Below are 24,393 nucleotides of genomic sequence, written 5' to 3' on the forward strand. Positions count from 1 at the left end.
CGGCGGATGCGGGTCAGACGGTGGCCGCGCCGACCCGGACCAACCGGTCGAGCAGGAAGACCTCGGTGCCGGCCAGGCCGGTCGAGCAGAAGACCGAGATCTGGTCCGCACCGGTGCGGCCAGGGACCGCGCCGGCCAGCACCGCACCCAGGTCACGCAGCCCGGCCGCGTACGGCTCGACGGCGGCGAGCATCGGCGGAACGTACGCGGTGGCCTGCGTCGGCGAGTCGGTGACCAGCACGTCGGCGCGCTCCAGCAGGTCGGTGCCGAATTCGTGCCGGTCGACCTGTTTGAAGCCGACGGCGTTGACGTGGGTGCCCGGGGCGAGGTCGGCAGCGTCCAGCACCGGGGTGACGCTGGTGGTGGCGAGCACCACGATCTCCCGGTTGGCGACCGCCTGCCGGGCGGTGGCCACGGCCCGGGCGGGTACGCCCAGTTCGGCGCGAACCCGGGCCGCGAACGCCTCGCGCCGGGCCGCCGACCGGCTGTGCACGGTCACCTCGCGCAGCGGGCGTACCGCCTTGGCGGCCCAGACCTGCGTCCAGGCCTGCCGGCCGGAGCCGACCACGCCCAGGGTGGTCGCGCCCGGGCGGGCCAGGGCGTCGACGGCCACCCCGCCCACCCCTCCGGTACGCCGCGACCCCAGCTCCTCGCCGACCGCGACCGCCCGCACCGCACCGGTACGCCCGTCGTGCAGCACCACGAGCTGCTCGGACTCGGGCAGGTTCAGGGTGTCGTAGGAGCGGAAGCCGTACCACTGGTCGGTGAGGTGGCCGGCGGTGAGCACCATCCGTCCACCGGTCAGCGGGACGGACGCCCGGGGTGGTGCGACGAGCCGGCCGGCGTGGGCGGCCAGCAGGGCGTCCCGCATGGTCGCGACGGTGGTGGCGGCGTCCAGTGCGGCGGCGACGTCCCGGTCGGTGACAAACACGGTCATGCGGCCATCATGAAACGTCAAGTTGACTTCAACTCGATGGATGGTGGGAAACGTCACCGGTAGGCGGTCAATGGGCGGTGTTAGCGTCGGCTCCGGCGGCCCCGGCCGCCCCGGACGAGCAATGGGCGTACCCGGTCAGGACAGACGCCCGCGACCCGCCCGACTCGTCCCGTGGCCCGCGACGGCCCGGGACGGAATCCCGAGGTGAGATCTCATGGCCTGGATCGTGCTGGTGGTCTCCGGACTGCTGGAGACCGCGTGGGCGATCGCCCTCGACCGCAGCGCCGGCTTCACCCGGCCCGTCCCGTCGATCGTCTTCGTGGTGACGATGGTGGCCAGCCTGGCCGGCTTGGCGTACGCCCTGCGCGAGATCCCGGTCGGCACCGGGTACGCGGTCTGGGTCGGCATCGGCGCGGTGGGCACCGCGCTGGTCGGCATGGTGGCCCTTGGCGAGCCGGCCAACCTGCCCCGCATCATCTGCCTGCTGCTGGTGGTGGCCGGCGTGGTCGGCCTCAAGATCTTCCACTGACCGGCTGGCCCGATTGCGGTCATTCCTCGCAGGCGGCAACGGGGGATGTCTATTGACCCGCCCGAACGGGTAGGGACCAACCGACCGCAGGATTTCGGCTCTCACCACGGAGGACGTCATGGCCGACACGCACGCGACCGCCCGCCCGCGCAGCAACGCCGCCCGGATCTGCACGATCCTGGCCTTCGTCTTCGCCGTCGTCGCGATCTTCGTGGCACCGGTGATCTTCGGCATCGCCGGCCTGGCACTCGGCATCGTCGGCGCGGTTCTCGGCGACAAGCCGCTCGGCTGGTACGCCGCCGGCGCCAGCGTCGTGGGCGCGGTGATCGGCGTCGCGCTCGCCGCCGCCGTGCTCAACTGACCGCCCTGCGGTCGTCCGGGGAACCGCCCGTCGGTACGCGGCACCGGGGCACCAGCCGGCCGGTGCGCGGCACCGGACCCCGACCCCGACGAGCGCACCAGCACGCGAAGGCCCGCCGAACGGCGGGCCTTTCGCCGTCACTCCCCGCCGCGCAGACCGGCCAGGACCTCCTCCAGCTCGTCCGGCTTGACCAGCACGTCCCGGGCCTTGGAGCCCTCGGACGGGCCGACCACCCCCCGGGTCTCCATCAGGTCCATCAGCCGGCCGGCCTTGGCGAAGCCGACCCGCAGCTTGCGTTGCAGCATCGAGGTGGAGCCGAACTGGGAGGTGACCACCAGCTCCACCGCCTGCACCAGCAGGTCCAGGTCGTCGCCGATCTCCTCGTCGACCTTCTTCTTGTTGTCCTGCGCCGGGGCGAGCACGTCCGGACGGAACTCCGGCTCCCGCTGGTCCTTGCAGAACTTGACCACGTCGGCGATCTCACGCTCGGTCACCCAGGCGCCCTGGATCCGGATCGGCTTCGACGCACCCATCGGCAGGAAGAGACCGTCACCGCGCCCGAGCAGCTTCTCCGCGCCCGGCTGGTCCAGGATGACCCGTGAATCCGCCAGCGAGGAGGTGGCGAAGGCCAACCGGGACGGCACGTTCGCCTTGATCAGACCGGTCACCACGTCCACCGAGGGACGCTGGGTGGCCAGCACCAGGTGGATGCCGGCGGCCCGGGCCAGCTGGGTGATCCGGACCACCGAGTCCTCCACGTCGCGCGGCGCGACCATCATCAGGTCGGCCAGCTCGTCCACGATCACCAAGAGGTACGGGTACGGCCGTAGCTCCCGCTCGCTGCCCGGCGGGGCCTTGATCTCGCCGTTGCGTACCTTGCGGTTGAAGTCGTCGATGTGCCGGACCCCGTTGGCGGCGAGGTCGTCGTAGCGCATGTCCATCTCGCGGACGACCCACTCCAGCGAGTCGGCCGCCTTCTTCGCGTTCGTCACGATCGGCGTGACCAGGTGCGGGATGCCCTCGTAGCCGGTCATCTCGACGCGCTTCGGGTCGATCAGCAGCAGCCGCACCTCGTCCGGGGTGGCCCGGGTCAGAATCGACACCAACAGACTGTTGAGGCAGCTCGACTTGCCGGCCCCGGTGGCCCCGGCAATCAGAATGTGGGGCATCTTCGCGAGGTTGGCCACCACGTAGCCACCCTCGATGTCCTTGCCCAGCGCCACCACCATCGGATGGTGGTCGCTGGTGGCGGCCCGGGAGCGCAGCACGTCGCCGAGGGCGACGTTCTCCGGGTCGGTGTTCGGGATCTCCACGCCGACCGCGCTCTTGCCCGGGATCGGGCTCAGGATACGCACGTCGGGAGACTTCACCGCGTACGCGATGTTGCGGGAAAGCTGGGTGATCCGCTCGACCTTGACGCCCAGGCCGAGCTCCACCTCGTACCGGGTGACGGTCGGGCCGCGGGTGAAGCCGGTGACCTCGGCGTCCACCCCGAACTGGTCGAACACCCCGGTCAACGCGGCGATCACCTCGTCGTTGGCCTTGCTGCGGGTCTTCGGCGCGGCGCCGCTGCTGAGCATGTTGGCCGGCGGGAGGGTGTAGTCCCCGTCCGTCGCGGTGAGCGCCAACTGCTCGGCGCGGGTCGGCGGGGGCGAGTGCTCGGGCGGCTCCACCGGCCGGCGACTGGCCGGCACCTTCGCCGGCGGTTTGCGGGGCAGCACCAGGGTGTCCTGGAGATCCACCGCGTCGGGGTCGTCGTCCAGAGCGTCCAGGGCGTCCGGGTCCGGCGGCAGAGCCTTCTTCCGGGGCCGGCGGCGGGCCGGCTTCTCGACCACCACCTCGGCTGCGTCGGTCTCCGGCGGGGCGACGAGAGTCCCGGCGAGCAGGCCGAGCCGCTCCGGGATCTTGTTGATCGGAGTGGCGGTGACCACCAGCAGTCCGAAGAGGAGCAGCAGAATCAGCAGCGGCACCGCCACCCAGGAGGTGACCGCCGCCTTCAGCACGTCACCGACGCCGGCCCCGATCAGCCCGCCCGCGTAGTCGCGCTGCGTCCCGTCCACCGGGGCCTGGCCGATGTGCAGCATGGCCGCGGTGGCGACCAGCATCGAACCCCAACCGATCAGGCCGCGTCCACGGTGCGCCGGGTCGGGCGGGGTACGCATCAGCCGCCAGGCACCGATCATCAGCAGCACCGGCACCACGATCGCGATCGCGCCGAGGAACAGCCGTGCCGTGTCGGCGATCCGCTCGCCGAGCGGGCCGGCACCGGAGAACCAGATCCCCACTCCGCTCAGGATGGCCAGGCCGAACACAAACAGCCCGGCGCCGTCGCGGCGGTGCTCCGGGTCCAGGTCCCGGGCGGAGGCGACCTGCCGGCCGGCGCCACGCACCGCCCAGCCGACCCCGTGCGCCAGGCCCATCCACAGGGCACCGACCGCCCGCCCGACGTACGCCGCCGGGCCGGGCCGGGCCGCCGTCCGCCGCCGGGGTGTCGCCCTGCCGGCCTTGGTGGCCTTCTTCGCTGGTTGGCGGGCACGGCTGTTCGTGGTTCCGCGCGGCGACGCGCCGCGTCGCCGGCTCGCCTGAGAGGTACGGCCCGCCATAGAGTCACCGTAACGGCGTGCCCCGGAAGATCGCCGCTTTTCCGGGTCGTGTCCGTGTGTCGCAGCACGGGCCGCGCGCGCAGACGTGTTATTCGCCTCAGGAAGGGATGCCCGATGGCGTCGCCTGCTTTCGAGGACGGTCCGGACCCCCTGGCCGGGCACCCGCAGACCCTGCGGCCGTTGAGCCGCGAACTGGTCGCCGCCGTACTGGACCGGCGGGGCTACGCCTGGTCCACCGACCACGACGGCGACCTGGTCGGACGCTGGGACGACAACCTGATCTGGTTCCTCCGTCCCGGTGAGGCCGGCGAGCTGCTCCAGGTCCGCACCATGGCCGCCCCGGCCTTCGGCATCGAGTACGTCCCCGCGCTCTACGCCTTCTGCAACTCCTGGAACCACGACCGGCTCTGGCCGAAGGCGTTCGTGCACGTCGACGACGACGGGGTGGCCCGGGTCTGCGGTGAGGTCACCACCGACCTGGAACATGGCGTGACCCCGCACCAGCTCGACCAGCTCATCGACTGCGGCATCTCCACCGGCTGCCAGCTCGCCGCCGCCGTCGGCCGGCTGCCCGGCGGGACGACCCGGTGACCGGCGGACCCGACGACGGCCGACGCCCGCTGGTGGCCGCCCGGTCCCCCGAGCTGGTGGTCGCCCTGGACGACGCTCGGGACCTGCCCGACGGCGAGGCCCGCCTCGCGGAGCTGGACCGGCTCGCCGCCCGCGCCGACGCGCTCGGCGACCCCCGGTCCGCACTGGACGCCCGGCTCGCGCTGGTGGAGGCGTACCTGCTGCACGGCCACCGGTGGCGGTTGGTCGAGCCGGTGCGGCGCTGCCTGTCCACCCTCGACCGGTGCCCCGAACTGCTGGTCGAGCGTCCCGGCGACGCCGACCTGCTGCGCCGGCACCAGCGGTACGCCGTCGAAGCGGCGATCGGCACCCCACGGATCGGCCTGGACACCGTCCGTGCCCTCCTCGACGACCTCACCGAGCGGGTCGGCGAAGAGAACGCTCTGGTGGCCCAGCTACGCTGCCGGCTCGCCGACCACCTCGGCGACGAGCCGACCGCCCGGCACTGGTACGCCGTCTGGTCCGCCGCCCCGCCCGATCCGACGGCCGGCTGCCCCGGGTGCCTACCGGTCCGCCGGGCCGAACTGCTCGCCGGCTGGGGCGACGACGCGGCGGCGAGCGACGTCCTGCGACCGGTCACAGCCGGCGCGGTGGACTGCACCGACCAGCCGGAAAGGGCCCTGGCGGCGGGACTGCTGCCGTGGCTGCGCGCCGGAGAGGCGCCGCGGGCTGGGCAGGCGCACCTGCGGGCGTACCGGCGGCACCGGCGGGAACCGGCGGCCTTCCCGTGGCTCGCCGCACACCTGCGGTTCTGCGCCCTGGGCGGGCACCCGGAGCGGGGGTTGGCGATCCTCGCCGAGCAGCTGCCCCGGCTGGACCACCCGTACGACGACCTGTCCGCGATGGAGTTCGCCGCCGCCGGGGCGCTGGTCTGCGCCGTCGCCGCCGAGGCGGGACTGGGCGACCGGCGGATGCACCGCCCCGGGCACGGCGGCCGGCCGACGGCCGAGCTGGACGTGGCGACCCTCGGCACCGACCTGCTGACCCTGGCCACCGGGCTGGCCGGCAGTTTCGACGCCCGCAACGGCACCGGCCACCAGTCCGGCCGGATCGCCTCCTGGCTGGCCGAGCGGCCCTGCGGCGCGGTGGTGCCCCTGCCCGTCGACGGGCCCGACGAGCCGGCGCAGGACGAACCGCCCCTCGCGCCGGCCGCCGACGAGCCGGTCCCGCTGCGCCTGTCGATGCTCACCGACGTGCTGGACCGCCGCGGCGACGGCTACGTCGTGCAGGCCGGCGGTGTCGTGGTCGGCCGGTGGCACGAGGCGGTGATCCAGTTCCGGCAGGTCGGTGAGCGCGGGGAGATCCTGCACGCCCGGGTGCTCGCGGACCGGCGGCTGCCGGCGGACCGGCTCGCCGAGACGTACGCGTTCTGCAACGCCTGGAACCACGACCGGCTGCTGCCCAAGGCGTACGTGCACGAGCCGGGCGACGGTGAGCTGGTGCTGGCCGGCGACGTGACCACCGACCTGGCGCACGGGGTCGCCCCGGCGCAGCTCGGTGTGCTGGTCGACTCGGCGGTGGCCACCGGCGTGGCGTACGCGCGGGCGGTGGCGGCGCTGCCCTGAGGGCGCCCGCCACGCGGCGCGGCCCCCGACCACCGGGCGGTGGAGGTCGGGGGCCGCTGTCGGGGCACCGCGGGCGTGGCCCGCGGTGGCGGGTGGGTGGCCGGGCGGCTACCCGGCGGGTCAGTTCGCGGAGAACGCCAGGGTGTACGAGGCCGAGCCGCTCAGCGCGGTGATCCGGTACCGGTACGCCCCCGCGGCGCCGTTGGCGGAAAGCTTCGCCACCCCGTCGACGGTGGCGGCCCGGGCGACGGTCTGGAAGGCGCCCCCGGTGAAGCGTTGCAGCTCCAGCAGCAGCCGGCCGTTGCCGGCCGCCTCCAGGCAGGCGCTCTGCGCACCGGCCTGTGCCACGTAGAAGCGGCCGTCCGGCTGGGCCTGCGCCCGGCCGGCGGTGAGGGTTCCGCTGCGGCGGACGGTGCCGGCGCAGGCGGTGTCGCCGGTGGCCGGCGGCGGCGAGGCCTGCGCCGGCGGCACGGTGGCCGGGGCCTGCGGCTGCGTGCTCTGCTGGGCGTTGTTGGCGGTCACCAGCGTCAGGTTGTTGCGCTGGAGGATCTCGTTGACCGGCTGGAAGAAGGTGACCCCACCGACGGTGCAGTTGCCCGAACCACCGGAGGTGACACCCTGCGCCTGGTCACCGGAGATCCAGGAGCCGCCGGAGTCGCCCGGCTCGGCGCAGACGTTGGTCCGGGTCAGTCCGGTGACCGTCCCCTCCGGGTAGTTGACGGTGGCGTTCTTGGCCTGGACCACGCCGCAGCGGGCACCCGTGGTGGACCCGGAACGGCAGATCGAGGCGCCGACCGGAGCCTCGGTGGACCCGTTGACCGGCACGACGCCGCCGTTGAAGTCGGTCACCACGCCCTGCGGGGTCCACTGGTTGTTGGTACGCACGAACGCCCAGTCGTCGCCGGGGAACGACGACGCCGCGAAGGTGCCCTGCTGGGCCTGGTTGAAGCCGGTGGTGCGGGCCCCCACCCGGCCGCAGTGCCCGGCGGTGACGAATCCGCCCACCACCGAGAAGCCGATCGAGCAGCGCCCCGCGTTGTTGATGAAGAACGGCTCGCCGCCCACCAGGTCGAACAGCGGACGCGGCTGCTCGCGGGAGGTGGTGACGCGCACCGCGTCGGCGGGGGCACCGCTGTTGGCCGCCCACCGGCGGGCCCGGGCCTCCGCACCCGGCTGGGCGAGTACCACCACCGAGTTGGTGGCGACGTCGACGTACCAGCCGGTGATCTCCGGGGTGGCCGTGCGACCCACCGAGTCGAGCCGGCTCTTCACCGCGTCCAACTCGTTGACGGCCCGCCGCACCTGCTTCGGGACCGCGCCGGCCGCCTTCACCTTCGCCGCCTGCGCCGGGTCGGCCACCGCGACGGTTAGGGTGGACCCGTCGGCGCTGAGCCAGGCACCGCCGTAGTCGCCGCCGAGGCTGGTCCGCAACCGGTTCACCGTGCCGGCGGCCTGCCGCTCGGCGGTCAGCCGCCGTACCGCCTGCTCGCGGCTGAGCCGCAGGTCGCGGCGCAGCGCGTCCACCACCTCAGGGGCCACCCCGTCGGTGGCGGTCGCCCCGGCCGGTCCGCCGGTGCCCGGCGCGGCGCTCTGCCCGGCGAACGACGGCAGGGTCACCGCCGCCGTCAAACCCAGCGCCGCCACCACGACACCGATGGCTGTCATCCGTTTGCGGTCCATCCGCCATGCTCCTCCCGGCCGGCGCGGGTACGCCTGCCGACCGGGAGTACGAAGACGGACGCCGATCGGTTGAACCTGTCGGAGTCTTTCAGCCCACCGTGTTCAGCTCGTCACGGGTTGGTCCTACCCAGACCCGACGACGCCGGTCCACCGAGGACGGTGAACCGGCGTGCGAGGTGACGTGGCTCAGACCTCGACAACCGTCGGGACGATCATGGGACGGCGCCGGTACGCGTCGTTGACCCACCGCCCCACCGTGCGCCGGACGATCTGCTGGAGCTGATGTGGGTCGGTGATGCCGTCGGAGGCGGCCCGGTTGAGTGCCTCGGTGACCAGCGGGATCACCGGATTGAACGCCTCCGGGTCCTCGGAGAAGCCCTTCGCCGACACGGTCGGCCCGGCGACCACCTTGCCGGTGACCGAGTCGACCACCACGGTCGTGGCGATGAAGCCGCCGTCACCGAGGATGCGCCGCTCGGTGAGCAGCGACTCGCTGACGTCACCGACGGCCAGCCCGTCGACGTAGACGTACCGGCTCTTCACGTGCCCGACCAGACGGGCCCGGCCCTCGACCAGGTCGACAACGTCGCCGTCCTCGCAGAGCACCACCCGGTCCGGCGCGACCCCGGACTCGATGCCCAGCCGGGCGTGTGCGCGCAGGTGCCGCCACTCGCCGTGCACCGGCATCAGGTTGCTGGGCCGGGTGACGTTGAGCAGGTAGAGCAGCTCACCGGCGGGGGCGTGACCGGAGACGTGCACCTTGGCCACGTCCTTGTGCACGACCACCGCGCCGGCCCGGGCCAGCCGGTTGATCACCCGGTAGACCGAGGTCTCGTTGCCCGGCACCAGCGAACTGGCCAACACCACCGTGTCGCCCGGGGCGATGGTGATGTGCCGGTGGTCGCCGCTGGCCATCCGGCCCAGGGCGCTCATCGGCTCGCCCTGCGAACCGGTGGACATCAGCACGATCCGGTCCGGTGGGAGGGTGGTCGCCTCATCCAACCCGACCACCAGGTCGGGCGGGATGTTGAGCAGACCGAGATCGCGGGCGATGCCCATGTTGCGGACCATGGACCGGCCGATCAGCGCCACCTTGCGGCCGTGCTCGACCGCCGAGTCGAACACCTGCTGCACCCGGTGCACGTGCGAGGCGAACGAGGCCACGATGATCCGGCCGCGCGCCTTGGCGAAGATCGAGTCGAGCACCGGCCCGATCTCCCGCTCCGGCGTGACGAACCCGGGGATCTCGGCGTTGGTGGAGTCCGACAGGAGCAGGTCCACACCCTCGGCACCGAGCCGGGCGAACCCCGCCAGGTCGGTGATCCGGCCGTCCAACGGGAGCTGGTCCATCTTGAAGTCGCCGGTGTGCAGCACCAGGCCGGCCGGGGTGCGGATGGCCACCGCGAGGGCATCCGGAATGGAGTGGTTGACGGCGAAGAACTCGCACTCGAAGGGGCCCAACCGCTCCCGGCCGCCCTCCCGCACGGTCAGCGTGTACGGCTGGATCCGCCGCTCGGCGAGCTTCGCCTCCACCAACGCCAGGGTGAACTGCGAACCGACCAGCGGGATGTCCGGCTTGTGGGCGAGCAGGTACGGCACCGCGCCGATGTGGTCCTCGTGGCCATGGGTCAGCACGATCGCCTGGACGTCGCCGAGCCGGTCCAGGATCGGGCCGAAGTCCGGCAGGATCAGGTCGACCCCGGGCTGCTCGACGTCGGGGAAGAGCACCCCGCAGTCGACGATCAGCAGCTTGCCGTCGAACTCGAAGACCGTCATGTTCCGACCGATGGCGCCGAGCCCGCCAAGCGGGATGATCCGCAGGCCGCCCTCCGGCAGCGGCGGCGGCAGTTCAGCCTCGATGTGCGCCTCGGTCACGCGTCCACCTCATTCTGCGACGCCATACGGCGTCCGTCGTGTCGTCCGGTCATGTCAGGAAAGGTCCAGGCCCGCCGCCGCGCAGTCGGCCCGCAACTGGGCGACCTCGTCCGCAGTGGCGTCCACCAGCGGCGAACGCACCGGGCCGGCCGGCAGGCCCTTGGCCGCCAGGCCCGCCTTCACCAGCACCACTCCCTGCGCGCGGAAGATCCCGGTGTACAGCGGCAGCAGCCTCCGGTGCAGGGCCAACGCCCCGGCGTGGTCGCCCGCCTCGTACGCCTCGATCATCCGCTTGGTGCCCGCGCCGGTGAAGTGCGTGGAGGTGCCGACCACCCCGACCGCCCCGACGGACAGCGCGGGCAGGGTGAGCGCGTCCTCGCCGCTGTAGAAGGCGAGGTCGGTGCGGCTGGTCACCCAACTGGTCGCGGTCAGGTCGCCCTTGGCGTCCTTCACCGCGACGATCCGGCCGTGCTCGGCCAGCCGCACCAGCGTCTCGGTGTCGATCGCCGTCCCGGCGCGGTGCGGGATGTCGTAGAGCATGACCGGCAGCCCGGTGGCGTCGGCGACCGTGGTGAAGTGGCGCAGCAGCCCGCTCTGCGGCGGCTTGCTGTAGTACGGGGTGACCACGAGCAGGCCGTGCGCGCCGGCTTTCTCCGCCGAGCGGGCCAGCTCGATGGTGTGCCGGGTGTCGTTGGTGCCCACTCCGGCGAGGATCCGGGTCCGGTCACCGACCGCCTCCGCGACGGCCCGGACCAGGGCCTCCTTCTCCGCGTCGGTGGTGGTCGGGGACTCGCCGGCGGTGCCGTTGAGCACCAGCGCGTCGTTGCCCTGCTCGTCGACGAGGTGGGTGGCGAGCCGTACGGCGCCGTCGAGGTCAAGGGAGCCGTCGGCGGTGAACGGGGTCACCATGGCCGTGATCAGTCGGCCGAAGGGGCGCGACGGGCCCCGGTCGGGAGCGGCAGGGTGGTCGTGCGTCATGTTCACAACCTAGCGGACGACCACCGGCGGGCCGGTGGCGAAGGGCTCAGGACCACTCGCGGTGCGGACTCGCCGCCACCTCGCTGCCGTCGGGCAGGGTGGTGACGACGAAGTCGCCGAAGACGTTCGGGGCGACCTGCTGGAGCTGGCGCAGGCACTCCACGGCCAGCTCGCGGATCTCGACGTCGGCGTGTTCGGTGGCGCGCATGGCGATGAAGTGCCGCCAGGCGCGGTAGTTGCCGGTGACCACGATGCGGGTCTCGGTGGCGTTGGGCAGCACCGCGCGGGCCGCCTGTCGGGCCTGTTTGCGGCGCAGGGTGGGGTTGGGTTCGTCGGCGAAGCGCTGCTCCAGCCCCTCCAGCAGCTCGGTGTACGCCCGGACGCTCGCCTCGGCGGCCTCGACGAACTTCTTGTGCAGCTCCGGGTCCTCGGCGATCACCCTGGGCTCGACCATCGCCGCGTCCCGCTCGGGGACGTAGCGCTGGGAGAGCTGGGAGTACGACAAGTGCCGGTGCCGGATCAGTTCGTGGGTGAACGAGCGTGAGACGCCGGTGAAGTAGAAGCTCACCGAGCCGTGTTCCAGCACCGACAGGTGCCCGACCTCCAGGATGTGGGCGAGGTAGCCGGCGTTGCTGGCGGTGGCCGGGTTCGGCTTCTTCCAGCTCTGGTAGCAGGCCCGCCCGGCGAACTCGGCCAGGGCCTGACCGCCGTCGGCGTCGGTCGACCACGGCACGTCGTCCGGGGCCTGGAACTGGGTCCACGCGATCAGCTTGACCTGGGGCTGCACCATCTCCGGCATTCCTGCGACTGTAGTGGCCGGGTCGACCGTGAGGAAAGGTGGGTTCACGGACGTGAGACGCCGCACCCGATCGTCGGGTTGGCTCGGGCGGACGTCACACGTACAGGGAGGTGAACGGCGCCCAGGGCAGGTTGCGCACGACCGAGAAGGCGAGCCACAGACCGAGGAAGCCGCCGATCATCGGAGGGCTGATCCGCAGCTCGGGCAGGCGCCAGCCGAACGCCTGGTTTCCCGCCCAGGCCACGAAGAGGTAGGCCAGGAAGGGCAGCGCGAAGACGAAGACGAGGTGGTGCCGGGCGGCGGCCGGCAGGTCGGCGTGCAGCACGTACCACAGGGCGCGGGTGCCGCCGCAGCCCGGGCAGTCCAGCCCGGTGGTGAGCTTGAGCAGGCAGCTCGGCTCCGCGTCCGGCGCGCTCCGGGTCGGGTCGCTGACCAGCGTGTACGCCACCCCCATGCCGACGCAGCCGAGAGCGGCCAGGGGCACCGCCCAGCGCGGGGCCCGCTCGTGCACCCGCAGCACGAACCGGGTGAGCCGATCCGGTTCGACCGGCGGGTACGGGTACGCCCCGGCGGGCCAGCCGGCCCCGGGGGCATCCTGCTGCGAAGTGCCCGGCCCGTCGACGCTCGTCACGCGCTCACCGTACACCGGCCACGCCGGTCAACGCGGCGGCCAGCGGGGCGGCGAGGTCACCGGCCGCCGGTGGGGCCACCGTGTCGAGGCCGAGCCAGCCGGCGAGCCGGTACAGCTCGGCGGCGAGCGCGACGGCGGTCTCCCCCTCGTCGACGCCCGGCTCCCGCCAGGCCGCCGGCACCAGCAGCACCCCGGCCTTGCGGTCGGCCTTGAGGTCTACCCGGGCGGTGAACCGCTCCCCCTGCAGGAACGGCAACACGTAGTAGCCGTACACCCGCTGGGGGGCCGGCACGTAGATCTCGATCCGGTAGGTGAAGCCGAAGAGCCGCTCGGTGCGGGCCCGTTCCCAGACCAGCGGGTCGAAGGGGCTGACCAGGGTGTTGCCCCGCACCCACCGGGGCAGCCGGGCCCCGGCGTGCAGCCAGGCGGGCTGCCGCCAGCCGCGCACCGTCACCGGCAGCAACTCCCCCGCCTCGACCAGCTCGGCGATGGCCTGCCGGGTGCCGGCCAGCGGGAGACGGAAGTAGTCGCGCAGCTCCGACTCGGCGGCCACCCCGAGGCAGCGGGCCGCCACCGACACCAGCGTCCGGTACGCCTGCGCGTCGGTCGGGGTGGGCGCGTTCAGGGCGGCTGCCGGCAGCACCCGCTCGGGCAGGTCGTAGCGGCGGGCGAAGGAGGGGGTCCGTTCGGCGGCGGTCACCTCGCCGGCCCAGAAGAGGTATTCCAGTGCCCGTTTCACCGCCGACCAGTTCCACCCCCAGTTGCCGGTCTCCCGGGGCGCGTCGTGCTCGATCTCGGCGGCGGTGAGCGGCCCCCGCGCGGCCACCTCGTCGCGGACCCAGGCGACCAGCTCGGGTTGCTCCTGCGCGACCTGGCGCATCCCACCCCAGGCATGGTCGCGGGCGCGGGCCATCCGCCAGCGCAGCGCGGCGTGCAGCCGCACCGGCACCAGCGACGCCTCGTGGCCCCAGTACTCGAACAGCTCCCGGGGAGCGCGGTAGGCGGCGGCGTCGAGCAGCGCGGTCGGGTAGGGCCCGAGCCGGCTGTAGAGCGGCAGGTAGTGCGCCCGTTGCAGGACGTTGACCGAGTCCATCTGGATCAACCCGACCCGGTCCAGCACCCGGCGTAGGTGCCGCCGGGTGGGCACCCCGCCGGGCGGCGGGTCGGCGAAGCCCTGGGCGGCGAGCGCCACCCGCCGGGCCTGGGCGAGGGAGAGCGATTCCGGTGCGGCCATCGTCGCAGAACTTTAGAGCAGCGGTACGACACGGAGCGGAGGCTGGACCAACCACCCCGGTACGGCATACAACGGACGCATGCTGACCATCCGCCGCGAAGAACCTGAAGACGCCGAGGCGATCGCCCGGGTGCACGTCCACGGTTGGCAGGCCGGCTACGCCGGGCTCATGCCGGCGGAGGTGCTGGGCCGGCTCAACCCGGTGGCGTGGGCACAGCGCCGGCGGGATCTCGGCACGGCCGACCCGGAGCACCCGTTCACCACCCTGCTCGCCGAGGTCGACGGGACGCCAGCCGGGTTCACCACGTTCGGGCCGTACCGCAACGACCAGGACCGGGGCGACCTGGACCCGACCTGCGGCGAGGTTCTGGCGATGTACGTGGAGCCGGCGCACTGGGGCGACGGCACCGCCCGGGCACTGTTGGCCGCCGCCCACACCGGCCTGGCGGCACGGGGCTGGCGGCGCTACCGGCTGTGGGTGCTGGCCGGCAACACCCGGGCCCGCCGCTTCTGGGAGCGAGCCGGGCTGTTAGCCGACGGTGAGCGGACGACCTACCCGGTGCCGCTCTCCGGCGGCCGTCCCCCGGTCCCGCTCGACGAGCTGCGCTACGCCGGCCGGCTCGGCGGCTGACCCGCCCGGGCCGACCCGGTCCGGGCCGGAGCCGGCCACCGGCGCGGCCCAGGTGCGGATCGGCAGCAGCACCAGCAGCGCCAGGCTGATCCAGACGTAGGTGTTGCCGCCGAGGAAGCCGTCCACGCCGGTGAAGTCCTTCTCCCAGGCCCAGACGATGCGGCTGGTCAGCAGCCCGTACCCGACGGCCGCGAACGTGGCCAGGGCACGGCGGCGGACGCTGCGCGGCGGCGCGGCGACGGCGTTGTCGACCAGCAGGATCAGCGCGGGCAGCAGCCAGACCAGGTGGTGCACCCAGGTCACCGGACTGACCAGGCACATCACCGCGCCGGTCAGAGCCAGGCCGGCGGCCTCGTCGCCGACCGCCACCGCGGCCCGGGACCGCCAAACCCACACCGCGAGGGTGACCAGCACCAGCGCCAGCCAGGCCAGGGTGCTGGGGTGTTGGGGTGCGAGCCGGGCCACCACGCCGCGCAGCGACTGGTTGGAGACGAACGCGAGTTCGCCGACCCGGCCGGTGTTCCACAGCGCCGAGGTCCAGAACTCGCGCGACGCGTCGGGAAAGAGCGCGGCGGCGAGCAGGGTGGCAGCCGCGGCGGCGGCCATCGAGGTGACCGCGGCCCGCCACCGCCCGGTGATCAGCAGGTAGACGATGAAAATGCCCGGGGTCAGTTTGATCGCGGTGGCCAGGCCGATGGCCACCCCGGCCCACCGGTTGCCGGCCGGCAGCAGCCGCAGCAGGTCCACCCCGACCAGGAACAGCAGCAGCATGTTCACCTGACCGAAGTTGACCGTCTCCCGCATCGGCTCGTACGCGGCGGCCAGGCAGAGCGCCACCGCGAGGGCGAACCAGCGGGTCCAGCCGGCCCGGCGGGCGACCGGGTTCAGCAGCCACCAGATCAGCACGGTGCTCACCAGCACGCTGGCGGCCACGCTCATCACGATCGCCGCCATCCAGGGCAGGTACGCCATCGGCAGCATGACCAGCGCCGCGAAGGGCGGGTAGGTAAAGCCGTACTGGGTGCCGGGCTTGAGGTAGTCGTAGATCTCGCCGTGGTCGTGGACCCAGAAGTGCAGCGCGCCGTAGTAGACCTTCAGGTCGAAGAAGCCGTGCCGCACGGCTGCCACCGACAGGAAGGCGGCCACCGCGACGGCGAGCGCCACCACCCCGACGACCTGCGCGGCCGTCCGCCTGGCACCCTGCGCCACCATCGTCTCCCCCACCCTGCGTAGGCTTGCGTCCCATGGCTCTCGGGTACGTCCGCCCGGCGCGTCCCGAGGACGCCGGCGAGATCGCACGCATCCAGCTCGCGACCTGGCGGGTCGCCTATCGCCGGATCCTGCCACGGCACGTGCTCGACAACCTGGACGAGGCGTGGCTGGCCCGGCGGTGGCGCGCGGCGGTGCAGGAGCCGCCCTCCGGCGCGCACCGCGTGCTGGTCGCCGTCGAACAGGCCGAGCAATCCTATCTGGTGGGGTTCGTCGCTTCCGGGCCGGCGGACGCCGAGGCGCTCGCGCCGCAGGAGCCGGCCGAGTCCCTGGGCTCGGACGTGGCCGCGGTGACCGACCTGCTGGTCGAGCCGCGTTGGGGGCGCCGAGGGCACGGCAGCCGGCTGCTCGCCGCCGCCGTGGACGGCTGGCGGGCCGACGGCTTGCGCCGCGCGGTGGCCTGGGCGTTCGAGGGGGACGAGGCAACCCGGAAGTTCCTCACCAGCACCGGCTGGGAGCCCGACGGCGCGGCCCGTGCGCTGGATGTGGACGACATGCTGGTGCCCCAGCTCCGGCTGCACGTCGCGGTCCCCTCCGCGCCGGACGCCGACTGAGTCCGCCGGTCAGGGGTGGAGCTCGACCACGATCTCGTCGTCCTCCATCGCTCCGGTCGGCCTGAACCCCAGTGACCGGTAGAGGGCGGCCGCCGGGGCGTTGTCCGGGTGGTACGACAGGCGGATCGGGTGCCCGCCACCGTCCTGCCCCGCCAGCCAGTCCACCAGGGTCCGGACGGCGGCCCGCCCGACACCCAGATCCTGCTCGGCCGCGTCGATGACCAGGCCGCCGAGCCAACGGGAACCGTCGTCGTCGACGCCCCACATGACGTGCCCGACCACCGTCTCGTCCGCGACCACCGCCAGCGACGTCCACACGTCGGAGCGCATGGTCAGCACCAGGTAGCGGGCCGCCAGGGCGGGCACCCAGGTGCGTTGGTCGTCGCGGGGCGCGACGTCGGCGACGCCCCGCCAGTTCTGGTCGTCGACGGGACGCAACGTGACGTGTCGGCCGGCCCGGTCGCGCAGCCCTGAATCGATCATGGGGATGAGCCTAGGCCCTGCGCCGGCCGCGAGTCTCGGCCGCACCGGCGACAAGCGCCGTCCGTATTGCCGGCAAGCACCGACCGTGCGATCTCGTCGGCGTCGGGACGGCGTCCGCAACCGACGGCCGGCGTGCCGCCGGACGCTACCGATCTGACGGCGTCAATGATTCAGCCACCGCGGTGACGCCCGCGCCGGCTCGCCGGCCGATCCATGCATGCAGTCAGGTTTGTAGCGCACGGACAGGCATCTGCCGTCGCCCCCGGAGCGACCGGCGCCTCAGTCCAGCAGGTCGTCGATGCCGATGGTGAGGCCCGGCCGGTGTCGCACCGCGCGGACCGCCAGCAACACCCCCGGCATGAATGACACCCGGTCGTACGAGTCGTGCCGGATGGTCAGCGTCTCACCGGTGGTGCCGAAGAGCACCTCCTGGTGGGCGACCAGACCGGTGGCGCGGACAGCGTGCACGCGTACCCCGTCGATGTCGGCGCCGCGGGCACCCGGCACCTCGTCGGCGGTGGCGTCCGGCACGGGTCCGAGCCCCGCCTCGGCGCGGGCGGCGGCGATCCGCCGGGCGGTGTGGGTGGCGGTACCGCTGGGGGCGTCGAGCTTGCGCGGGTGGTGCTGCTCGACGATCTCGACGCTCTCGAAGTACCGGGCGGCCTTCGCGGCGAACTGCATCATCAGCACCGCGCCGATGCCGAAGTTGGGCGCGATGACCACGCCGACCCCGGGCTTGCGCTCCAGCCAGCCGCGCACCCGCTCGATCCGTTGCTCGGTGAAGCCGGTGGTGCCGACGACCGCGCTGATCCCCTGATCGATACACCAGTGCAGGTTGTCCATGACCACGTCCGGCGTGGTGAAGTCGACAACCACCTCGGCACCGGCGTCGGAGGCGTTGAACAACCAGTCGCCCTGGTCGACCATGGCCACCAGGTCCATGTCGGCGGCGGCATCGACCGCCTTGCACACCTCGACGCCCATCCGGCCCCGGGCTCCCAGCACACCGACCCGGATCGGCTCGGCCAGGCCCTTCTCCTGCTCCTCAGTCACGGGCGACAACCTATCCCAGTCGGACGCGGGCACGCTCCGGGACCGCCAACCGTCCCACCAGCCGGCCCGTCCCGGGGACGGCGGTCAGGCGGAGAAGCGGTGCCGGTCGAACGGGCCGACCACCGCCAGCGACATCGGTCGGGCGAGCAGGTCGGCGGCGAGCGTGTTCACGTCGTCGAGGGTCACCGCGTCGACCCGGGTGAGCAGGTCGTCGACCGGCGTCAGGTCGCCGTAGAGAAGTTCGCCCTTGGCCAGCCGGCTCATCCGGGAGCCGGTGTCCTCCAGCCCCAGCACGAACGAGCCCTTGCTCATGCCCTTGCCCCGGGCCAGCTCCGCCTCGCTGATTCCCTGGGCGGCGACCCGGGCCAGCTCGGCGCGGGTCAGGGCCAGCACCTCGTCCACCTTGCCGGGCGCGCAGCCGGCGTAGACGGCGAAGAGGCCGCTGTCGGCGTACTGGCTGGCGTAGGAGTAGACCGAGTAGACCAGCCCGCGCTGCTCGCGGATCTCCTGGAACAGCCGGCTGGACATGCCGCCGCCGAGGACGTTGTTGAGCACGCCGAGGGCAAACCGACGGTCGTCGGTGCGGGCGATGCCGGGGCAGCCGAGGATGACGTGCGCCTGCTCGGTCTCCTTCGACTCGACCATGGTGGTGGCCGGTTTCGTGCGTACCGCCGGGGTGGCCGCCCGGTGCGCGGCCGGCGCGGCCGGCGCGGTGTCCAGCGGGGTGTCCCGCAGCGCCTGACGGACCAGCCGGACCACCGTGGCGTGGTCGAGGTTGCCGGCGGCGGCGACGACGATGTGCGGCGGGGTGTAGCGGCGGCGGTAGAAGCCCTGGATCTGCCGCCGGGTCATCGGGGTGACCGTCTCCTCGGTGCCGGAGATCAGCCGGCCCAGGGGATGGTTGCCGTAGACGGCACGGGCGAACAGGTCGTGCACCTCGTCGCCGGGCTCGTCGTCGTGCATGGCGATCTCTTCGAGGATCACGCCGCGTTCGGTCTCCACGTCGGCGGCCGCCAGCACCGAGTCGGCGACCAGGTCGCACATGACGTCGATGGCCAGCGGCAGGTCCTCGTCCAGCACCCGGGCGTAGTAGCAGGTGTATTCCTTGGTGGTGAAGGCGTTGGTCTCGCCCCCCACCGCCTCGATCTCGGCGGAGATGTCCAGCGCGCTGCGCTTGTGGGTGCCCTTGAACAGCAGGTGCTCCAGGAAGTGCGCGGCACCGGCCTGCCGGCCGGTCTCGTCGCGGGAACCGACCGCCACCCAGATGCCGAACGACACACTGCGCATCGCCGGGATCGCCTCGGTGAGCACGCGCAGCCCGCTGGGCAGCACCGTACGGCGCACCGACCCGTCCACCACTTCCCGTCGACCCGCAGGAAAAGACGAACGCCCAGTCCGACTCACGAAACCTGCTCCCAGTTGACGAGGGGTGGGTGGTGCGGTGACCCGGAACCGGCCGGGCGGCGTCGCCGCCCGGCCGGTCACCGATCCGATCAGCTGTGCCGGGTCCGGCGACGCGGACGCGACTCGCCGCCGCCCTCGCCACCACCCTCACCACGGGGTGCCCGGTCGCCGCGGTCGCCCCGCTCACCACGGTCGCGCGGCCCACGGTCGCCGCCCCGGTCCCGACCGGCCGGACGCTCACCGTCGGCAGCCTCGGCGGTCTCGGCGGCGGCCGGCGCCTCCGCACCCTCCGGCCGGACCTTGTCCAGGTAGATCTTGCCGCGGGCGTCGATGTCGGCGATCTCCACCTCGACCCGGTCACCGACGTTGAGGAAGTCCTCGACCTTCTCGACCCGCTTGCCGTCGCCCACCTTGGAGATGTGCAGCAGGCCGTCACGGCCGGGCAGCAGCGAGACGAACGCGCCGAACGCGGCGGTCTTGACCACCGTGCCGAGGAACCGCTCGCCCACCTTCGGCAGGGTCGGGTTGGCGATGCCGTTGATCCGGTCCACCGCGGCCTGGGCCGACGGCCCGTTGGTCGCGCCGACGTAGATGGTGCCGTCGTCCTCGATGGAGATCTCGGCGCCGGTCTCGTCCTGGATGGCGTTGATGGTCTGCCCCTTCGGGCCGATCACCATGCCGATCTTGTCGACCGGGATCTTCACGGTGGTGACCCGCGGCGCGTAGTCCGACATCTCGGCCGGAGCCTCGATCGCCGCCTGCATCACGTCGAGGATGGTCTGCCGCGCCTCGTGCGCCTGCTGGAGAGCGGCGGCCAGCACGTCCGACGGGATGCCGTCGAGCTTGGTGTCGAGTTGCAGCGCGGTGACGAAGTCCCGGGTGCCGGCAACCTTGAAGTCCATGTCACCGAACGCGTCCTCGGCACCGAGGATGTCGGTCAGCGTCACGTACCGGGTCTTGCCGTCGACCTCGTCGGAGATGAGGCCCATGGCGATGCCGGCGACCGGCGCCTTCAGCGGCACACCGGCGCTGAGCAGGCCCAGCGTCGAGGCACAGACCGAACCCATCGAGGTGGAGCCGTTGGAGCCGAGCGCCTCGGAAACCTGCCGGATGGCGTACGGGAACTCCTCGCGTGCCGGCAGCACCGGGATCAGCGCCCGCTCCGCCAGGGCGCCGTGGCCGATCTCGCGCCGCTTCGGCGAACCGACCCGACCGGTCTCGCCGGTGGAGTACGGCGGGAAGTTGTAGTTGTGCATGTAGCGCTTGGACTTCTCCGGGGAGAGGGTGTCCAGCGACTGCTCCATGCGCAACATGTTCAGCGTGGTGACGCCCAGGATCTGGGTCTCGCCGCGCTCGAACAGCGCCGAGCCGTGCACCCGGGGCAGCACGCCCACCTCGGCGGTCAGCGGCCGGATGTCACGCGGGCCGCGGCCGTCGATGCGGACCTGCTCACGCAGCACCCGGTTGCGGACCTCCGACTTGGTCAGCGACCGGAACGCGGCGCTGAGCTCCTTCTCCCGCCCCTCGAAACGACCGCCGAGCTCCTCGGCGACCTTGGCCTTGACCCGGTCCAGGGCCTCCTCGCGGTCCGCCTTGCCGGCGATCTTGAGGGCCTCGGCGACCTCGGCACGGGCCACCTCGGCCACCGCGCCGTACACGTCGTCCTGGTAGTCCAGGAAGACCGGGAACTCGGCGACCGGCTTGGCGGCGACCTCGGCCAGCTCGCTCTGCGCCCGGCACAGCTCACGGATGGCCGGTTTGGCGGCCTCCAGGCCGCTGGCGACGACCTCCTCGGTCGGGGCCGGTGCGCCGCCGGCGACCAGCGCCACGGTGTGCTCGGTGGCCTCCGCCTCGACCATCATGATCGCGACGTCGCCGTCGGCCAGGGCGCGACCGGCCACCACCATGTCGAAGGTGGCCCGGGCCAGTTCCTCGATGGTCGGGAAGGCGACCCACTGGCCGTCCACGTGCGCCATCCGGGTGGCCCCGATCGGGCCGGAGAACGGCAGGCCGGAGAGCTTGGTCGACATGGAGGCGGCGTTGATCGCCACCACGTCGTACGGGTGCTGCGGGTCGAGCGCGAGGATGGTCTCGACGACCTGGACCTCGTTGCGCAGGCCCTTGACGAACGACGGGCGCAGCGGCCGGTCGATCAGCCGGCAGGTGAGGATCGCGTCCTCGCTGGGCCGACCCTCGCGGCGGAAGAACGAGCCGGGGATCCGGCCCGCGGCGTACATCCGCTCCTCGACGTCCACGGTCAGCGGGAAGAAGTCGAACTGCTCCTTCGGCTGCTTTCCGGCGGTGGTCGCGGAGAGGACGACCGTCTCGCCGAGCTGGGCGACGACGGAGCCGGCGGCCTGGCGGGCCAGGCGGCCGGTGGAGAACGTGATCTCCCGGGTGCCGAAGGCCCCGTTGTCGATCACGGCGGTACGGGATTCGGTGCCGAGGTTGGTCTCGGTCATGGTGCTGTCGTGCTCCTTCGCATCGGGGGCCCACGACGCGGGGAGCTGCTCAGACGGCCGGTCTTCGATCGAAGCGCCCGGGTGGCCGGCGTAGTGCCGGGGTGCCCGGGGGCCACTACCGGAGACCGGTGCTGACCGGCTCCCTCATCGGGTGGTCGCGCGGCCCGTTTCCTTCAGTGGTACCGGAACGGGGGAGCGGCCGCAGCCACTCCCCCGTTTCGTCACCTGCGCAGACCGAGCCGCTCGATGAGCGACCGGTAGCGGTTGATGTCCTTCTTCTGGACGTAGTTGAGCAGCCGACGGCGACGGCCGACCAGCAGCAGCAGCCCGCGGCGGCTGTGGTGGTCGTGCTTGTGCACCTTCAGGTGCTCGGTGAGCTCGGCAATCCGCTTGGTGAGGACCGCGACCTGCACCTCCGGCGAACCGGTGTCGCCCTCGGCGGTCGCGTACTCCGTGCGGATCTTTGCCTTGGCTTCCTGGTCGAGCGCCATGTTCTCCCTGTTTCGTGGGTTGTTCGCTGAGGTCCGTCGGACCGGTCGGAGACCGGGGAACGGACCGGTTCCTCGCACCCGCGGCGTCGTGCAGGCACGCGAGGCCCCACGTCGGTCAGCCGACGTCTCCGCAACACTACCAGCCCACGCCGGTACCGGCCGGTCAAGGGCGGCGACGCACCCGGTGGTCACGCTCAACCCAGCAGGTCACGGGTCCGCTCGACGTCCTCGGCCATCTGGGCCAGCAACGGCTCGATTGCGTCGTACCTGCGCTGCTCCCGCAGGTGCGCGACGAAATCCAGGGCCAATCGCTCGCCGTACAGGTCACCGGAGAAGTCCAGCGCGTACGCCTCCACCCGGCGTTCCCGCCCGGAGAAGGTCGGGTTGGTGCCGATGGACACCGCCGCCGCCAGCGGCTCGGGGTGACCCCGCCGGACCAGCCGGGCTGCGTACACACCGTCGGCGGGCACCGCCGCGTACCGGTGGGTCAACAGGTTGGCGGTGGGGTAACCCAGCTCACGTCCGCGCTGGTCGCCGCGGATCACCACACCCTCGACCCGGTGCGGGCGGCCCAGCGCCGCCGCGGCGGCGGCCACGTCACCGGCGTCGACGCAGGAGCGGATGTACGTCGAGGAGTAGACCGTGTTGGCCTCGGCCACCAGCGGTGCACCCTCGACCGCGAAGCCGAAGGTGCGGCCGAGCCGTTCCAGCAGGGCGACGTCCCCGGCCGCCCGGTGCCCGAACCGGAAGTTCTCCCCCACCACCACCAGCGCGGCGTGCAGGTGCGTGACGAGGACGTCGTGCACGAACTCCTCGGCGGGCAGCCGGGAGAACTCCGGGGTGAACGGCACCACGCAGAGCACGTCCACGCCGAGCGCCTCGATCAGTTCGGCCTTGCGGGCCGGTTCGGTGAGCACGGCGGGGTGCGAGCCGGGGCGCACCACCTCGGCCGGGTGCGGGTCGAAGGTGACCACCACCGACCTCACGCCCAGTTCCCGGGCCCGGGCAACGGCGTGCCCGATGGTCGCCTGGTGCCCCTTGTGCACGCCGTCGAAGACGCCGATGGTGACGACCGCCCGCCCCCACCCGCCGGGCGCCGCGTCGTACCCTCGCCACCGCTGCATGTCTCTCCTCCCCGCCGGCCGGCGACGGCCGGCGACCACCCTGCGTGGTCCGTCAGGCCGGGGCGAGCACGATCTCCGCGCGGGCCCGGCCGTCCCGCTCGCTGACGATAGCGATGAGGCCACCGTCCGGGCCGAAGACGGCGTACGGTCCGGCGAGCCCGGCCGCGTCGAGGGGACCGCCGTGGGACAGCGTCCTCGCCTCGGCGGCGGTGGCGTCCCGGCGCGGAAAGTACCGGTCGGCCGCCACGTCGAGCGGCAGGTTGACCACCTCGGGGGCGCGCTGCTCCAGGTCGGCGAGGGTGGCGGCCTCGGCCAGGGTGAAATTCCCCACCGCGGTACGCCGCAGCGCGGTGAGGTGCCCGCCGACGCCGAGCGCCAGCCCGGCGTCGCGGGCGATCGCCCGGATGTACGTCCCGGACGAGCAGGTCACGTCGATGTCGACGTCCACCACGTCGGGGGTGTCGCGGCGGATCGCCCGTACGTCGAGGCGGGAGACGGTGACCCGGCGGGCGGGCAGCTCGACGCTCTCCCCCTCGCGCACCCGCTGGTACGCTCGCTGTCCGTTGATCTTGATGGCGCTGACCGCGCTCGGCACCTGGTCGATCTCGCCGGTCAGCGCCGTGAACGCGGCGCGCACCGCCGCGTCGGTGAGCTGCCCTGCCGGGGTGGTGGAGATCACGTCGCCCTCGGCGTCGTCGGTGACGGTGGCCTGCCCCAGCCGGACCGTCGCGGTGTAGCTCTTGCCCGCGCCGATGACGTACGTGAGCAGCCGGGTCGCCCGGCCCACCCCGATCACCAGCACACCGGTGGCCATCGGGTCGAGGGTGCCGCCGTGCCCGACCCGCCTCGTCCGCGCCAGTCGGCGGACCCGCGCCACCACGTCGTGCGACGTCATGCCGCCGGGCTTGTCCACCACGATCAGACCGTCAGTGCTCACGACCGCCAAGCCTGCCAGACGGGGCCACGGCCGCCGTCACCGCAGGGCGGTTTCCGGGCCCGGTCAGCGCACCGCCCCGACGACCGCCCACCCGCCGGAGCGCAGCCGCAGCAGCAGCGCCACGAGCCGGATCACCACGAACAGGGTGAGCCCCGCCCAGATG

General features: G+C 72.9%; 22 protein-coding genes. 6 read left to right on the forward strand and 16 right to left on the reverse strand.

The genetic code is table 11. The features are described from left to right. Positions 1-13: 13 nt before the first annotated feature. Positions 14-937, reverse strand: coding sequence for an ornithine cyclodeaminase family protein (locus tag E1182_RS15605; protein WP_132265558.1), 924 nt, complete (start codon positions 935-937; stop codon positions 14-16). A 214-nt stretch (positions 938-1,151) separates the two neighbouring features. Between E1182_RS15605 and E1182_RS15610 the strand changes: the two genes are divergently transcribed. Next, entirely contained in the window at positions 1,152-1,466 is a 315-nt protein-coding gene (locus E1182_RS15610; protein ID WP_132265560.1) for a multidrug efflux SMR transporter, read from the forward strand. Between the two features lie 118 nt (positions 1,467-1,584). Continuing rightward, a complete protein-coding gene (locus E1182_RS15615) occupies positions 1,585-1,827 on the forward strand; it encodes a hypothetical protein (RefSeq protein WP_132265562.1) in 243 nt (80 codons plus the stop codon). 137 nt (positions 1,828-1,964) lie between these two features. Here E1182_RS15615 and E1182_RS15620 read toward each other — a convergent pair whose 3' ends face one another. Beyond that, positions 1,965-4,430 (reverse strand): DNA translocase FtsK, encoded by a 2,466-nt coding sequence (locus E1182_RS15620; RefSeq protein ID WP_132265564.1) that lies wholly within the window; start codon positions 4,428-4,430, stop codon positions 1,965-1,967. A 114-nt stretch (positions 4,431-4,544) separates the two neighbouring features. Here E1182_RS15620 and E1182_RS15625 point away from each other — a divergent pair, with 114 nt between their 5' ends. Then, positions 4,545-5,021 carry a YbjN domain-containing protein gene (locus tag E1182_RS15625; RefSeq protein WP_132265567.1) on the forward strand — a complete coding sequence of 159 codons (477 nt, stop codon included), beginning with the start codon at positions 4,545-4,547 and terminating at the stop codon, positions 5,019-5,021. After that, on the forward strand, positions 5,018-6,625 hold the full coding sequence (locus tag E1182_RS15630; protein WP_132265569.1) for a YbjN domain-containing protein: 1,608 nt from the start codon (positions 5,018-5,020) through the stop codon (positions 6,623-6,625). Before E1182_RS15625 ends, E1182_RS15630 begins: the two co-directional genes overlap by 4 nt. Positions 6,626-6,745: 120 nt before the next feature. Here E1182_RS15630 and E1182_RS15635 read toward each other — a convergent pair whose 3' ends face one another. The 6 genes from E1182_RS15635 to E1182_RS15660 form a co-directional block, all read right to left on the reverse strand. Then, positions 6,746-8,305 carry a S1 family peptidase gene (locus E1182_RS15635; RefSeq protein WP_132265572.1) on the reverse strand — a complete coding sequence of 520 codons (1,560 nt, stop codon included), beginning with the start codon at positions 8,303-8,305 and terminating at the stop codon, positions 6,746-6,748. Positions 8,306-8,491: 186 nt separating this feature from the next. Next, positions 8,492-10,180, reverse strand: a complete 1,689-nt coding sequence (locus E1182_RS15640; protein WP_132265574.1) for a ribonuclease J — start codon at positions 10,178-10,180, stop codon at positions 8,492-8,494. A gap of 54 nt (positions 10,181-10,234) precedes the next feature. After that, positions 10,235-11,158 carry a 4-hydroxy-tetrahydrodipicolinate synthase gene (gene dapA, locus E1182_RS15645; protein WP_132265576.1) on the reverse strand — a complete coding sequence of 308 codons (924 nt, stop codon included), beginning with the start codon at positions 11,156-11,158 and terminating at the stop codon, positions 10,235-10,237. 46 nt (positions 11,159-11,204) lie between these two features. Next, positions 11,205-11,948: an FAD-dependent thymidylate synthase gene (gene thyX, locus E1182_RS15650; RefSeq protein ID WP_132265601.1), complete on the reverse strand. Its 744-nt coding sequence runs from the start codon at positions 11,946-11,948 to the stop codon at positions 11,205-11,207. A 103-nt stretch (positions 11,949-12,051) separates the two neighbouring features. Continuing rightward, entirely contained in the window at positions 12,052-12,588 is a 537-nt protein-coding gene (locus tag E1182_RS15655; RefSeq protein WP_243706228.1) for a DUF2752 domain-containing protein, read from the reverse strand. A gap of 4 nt (positions 12,589-12,592) precedes the next feature. Further along, positions 12,593-13,822, reverse strand: a complete 1,230-nt coding sequence (locus tag E1182_RS15660; RefSeq protein ID WP_132265581.1) for a winged helix-turn-helix domain-containing protein — start codon at positions 13,820-13,822, stop codon at positions 12,593-12,595. A gap of 79 nt (positions 13,823-13,901) precedes the next feature. On the opposite strand from E1182_RS15660, the gene E1182_RS15665 reads away from it, so the two are divergent. Then, positions 13,902-14,453 (forward strand): GNAT family N-acetyltransferase, encoded by a 552-nt coding sequence (locus E1182_RS15665; protein WP_132265583.1) that lies wholly within the window; start codon positions 13,902-13,904, stop codon positions 14,451-14,453. Here E1182_RS15665 and E1182_RS15670 read toward each other — a convergent pair. Further along, entirely contained in the window at positions 14,352-15,662 is a 1,311-nt protein-coding gene (locus E1182_RS15670; RefSeq protein WP_132265603.1) for a glycosyltransferase 87 family protein, read from the reverse strand. The two genes, E1182_RS15665 and E1182_RS15670, sit on opposite strands and share 102 nt — an antisense overlap. 35 nt (positions 15,663-15,697) lie before the next feature. On the opposite strand from E1182_RS15670, the gene E1182_RS15675 reads away from it, so the two are divergent. Then, positions 15,698-16,276, forward strand: coding sequence for a GNAT family N-acetyltransferase (locus E1182_RS15675; RefSeq protein ID WP_132265585.1), 579 nt, complete (start codon positions 15,698-15,700; stop codon positions 16,274-16,276). Positions 16,277-16,285: 9 nt separating this feature from the next. Here the strand turns inward: E1182_RS15675 and E1182_RS15680 are convergent, their stop codons facing one another. The 7 genes from E1182_RS15680 to truB form a co-directional block, all read right to left on the reverse strand. After that, the gene (locus E1182_RS15680; protein ID WP_132265588.1) at positions 16,286-16,759 is read right to left on the reverse strand and encodes a GNAT family N-acetyltransferase; all 474 of its coding nucleotides are present in this window, start codon (positions 16,757-16,759) and stop codon (positions 16,286-16,288) included. Between the two features lie 279 nt (positions 16,760-17,038). After that, positions 17,039-17,812 carry a 4-hydroxy-tetrahydrodipicolinate reductase gene (gene dapB / locus E1182_RS15685; RefSeq protein ID WP_132265590.1) on the reverse strand — a complete coding sequence of 258 codons (774 nt, stop codon included), beginning with the start codon at positions 17,810-17,812 and terminating at the stop codon, positions 17,039-17,041. 84 nt (positions 17,813-17,896) lie between these two features. Next, positions 17,897-19,216, reverse strand: a complete 1,320-nt coding sequence (locus tag E1182_RS15690; RefSeq protein ID WP_371687553.1) for a M16 family metallopeptidase — start codon at positions 19,214-19,216, stop codon at positions 17,897-17,899. 89 nt (positions 19,217-19,305) lie between these two features. Then, on the reverse strand, positions 19,306-21,678 hold the full coding sequence (locus tag E1182_RS15695) for a polyribonucleotide nucleotidyltransferase (RefSeq protein WP_132265595.1): 2,373 nt from the start codon (positions 21,676-21,678) through the stop codon (positions 19,306-19,308). 221 nt (positions 21,679-21,899) lie between these two features. Beyond that, positions 21,900-22,169 carry a 30S ribosomal protein S15 gene (gene rpsO, locus E1182_RS15700; RefSeq protein ID WP_109804764.1) on the reverse strand — a complete coding sequence of 90 codons (270 nt, stop codon included), beginning with the start codon at positions 22,167-22,169 and terminating at the stop codon, positions 21,900-21,902. Positions 22,170-22,363: 194 nt separating this feature from the next. Next, the gene (locus tag E1182_RS15705; RefSeq protein ID WP_132265597.1) at positions 22,364-23,293 is read right to left on the reverse strand and encodes a bifunctional riboflavin kinase/FAD synthetase; all 930 of its coding nucleotides are present in this window, start codon (positions 23,291-23,293) and stop codon (positions 22,364-22,366) included. Positions 23,294-23,345: 52 nt separating this feature from the next. Next, a complete protein-coding gene (gene truB, locus E1182_RS15710; RefSeq protein WP_132265599.1) occupies positions 23,346-24,230 on the reverse strand; it encodes a tRNA pseudouridine(55) synthase TruB in 885 nt (294 codons plus the stop codon). Positions 24,231-24,393: the final 163 nt, after the last annotated feature.

Origin of the sequence: Micromonospora sp. KC721 (assembly GCF_004348355.1) — a bacterium.
In the GTDB taxonomy this organism is placed as follows: Bacteria; Actinomycetota; Actinomycetes; order Mycobacteriales; family Micromonosporaceae; genus Micromonospora.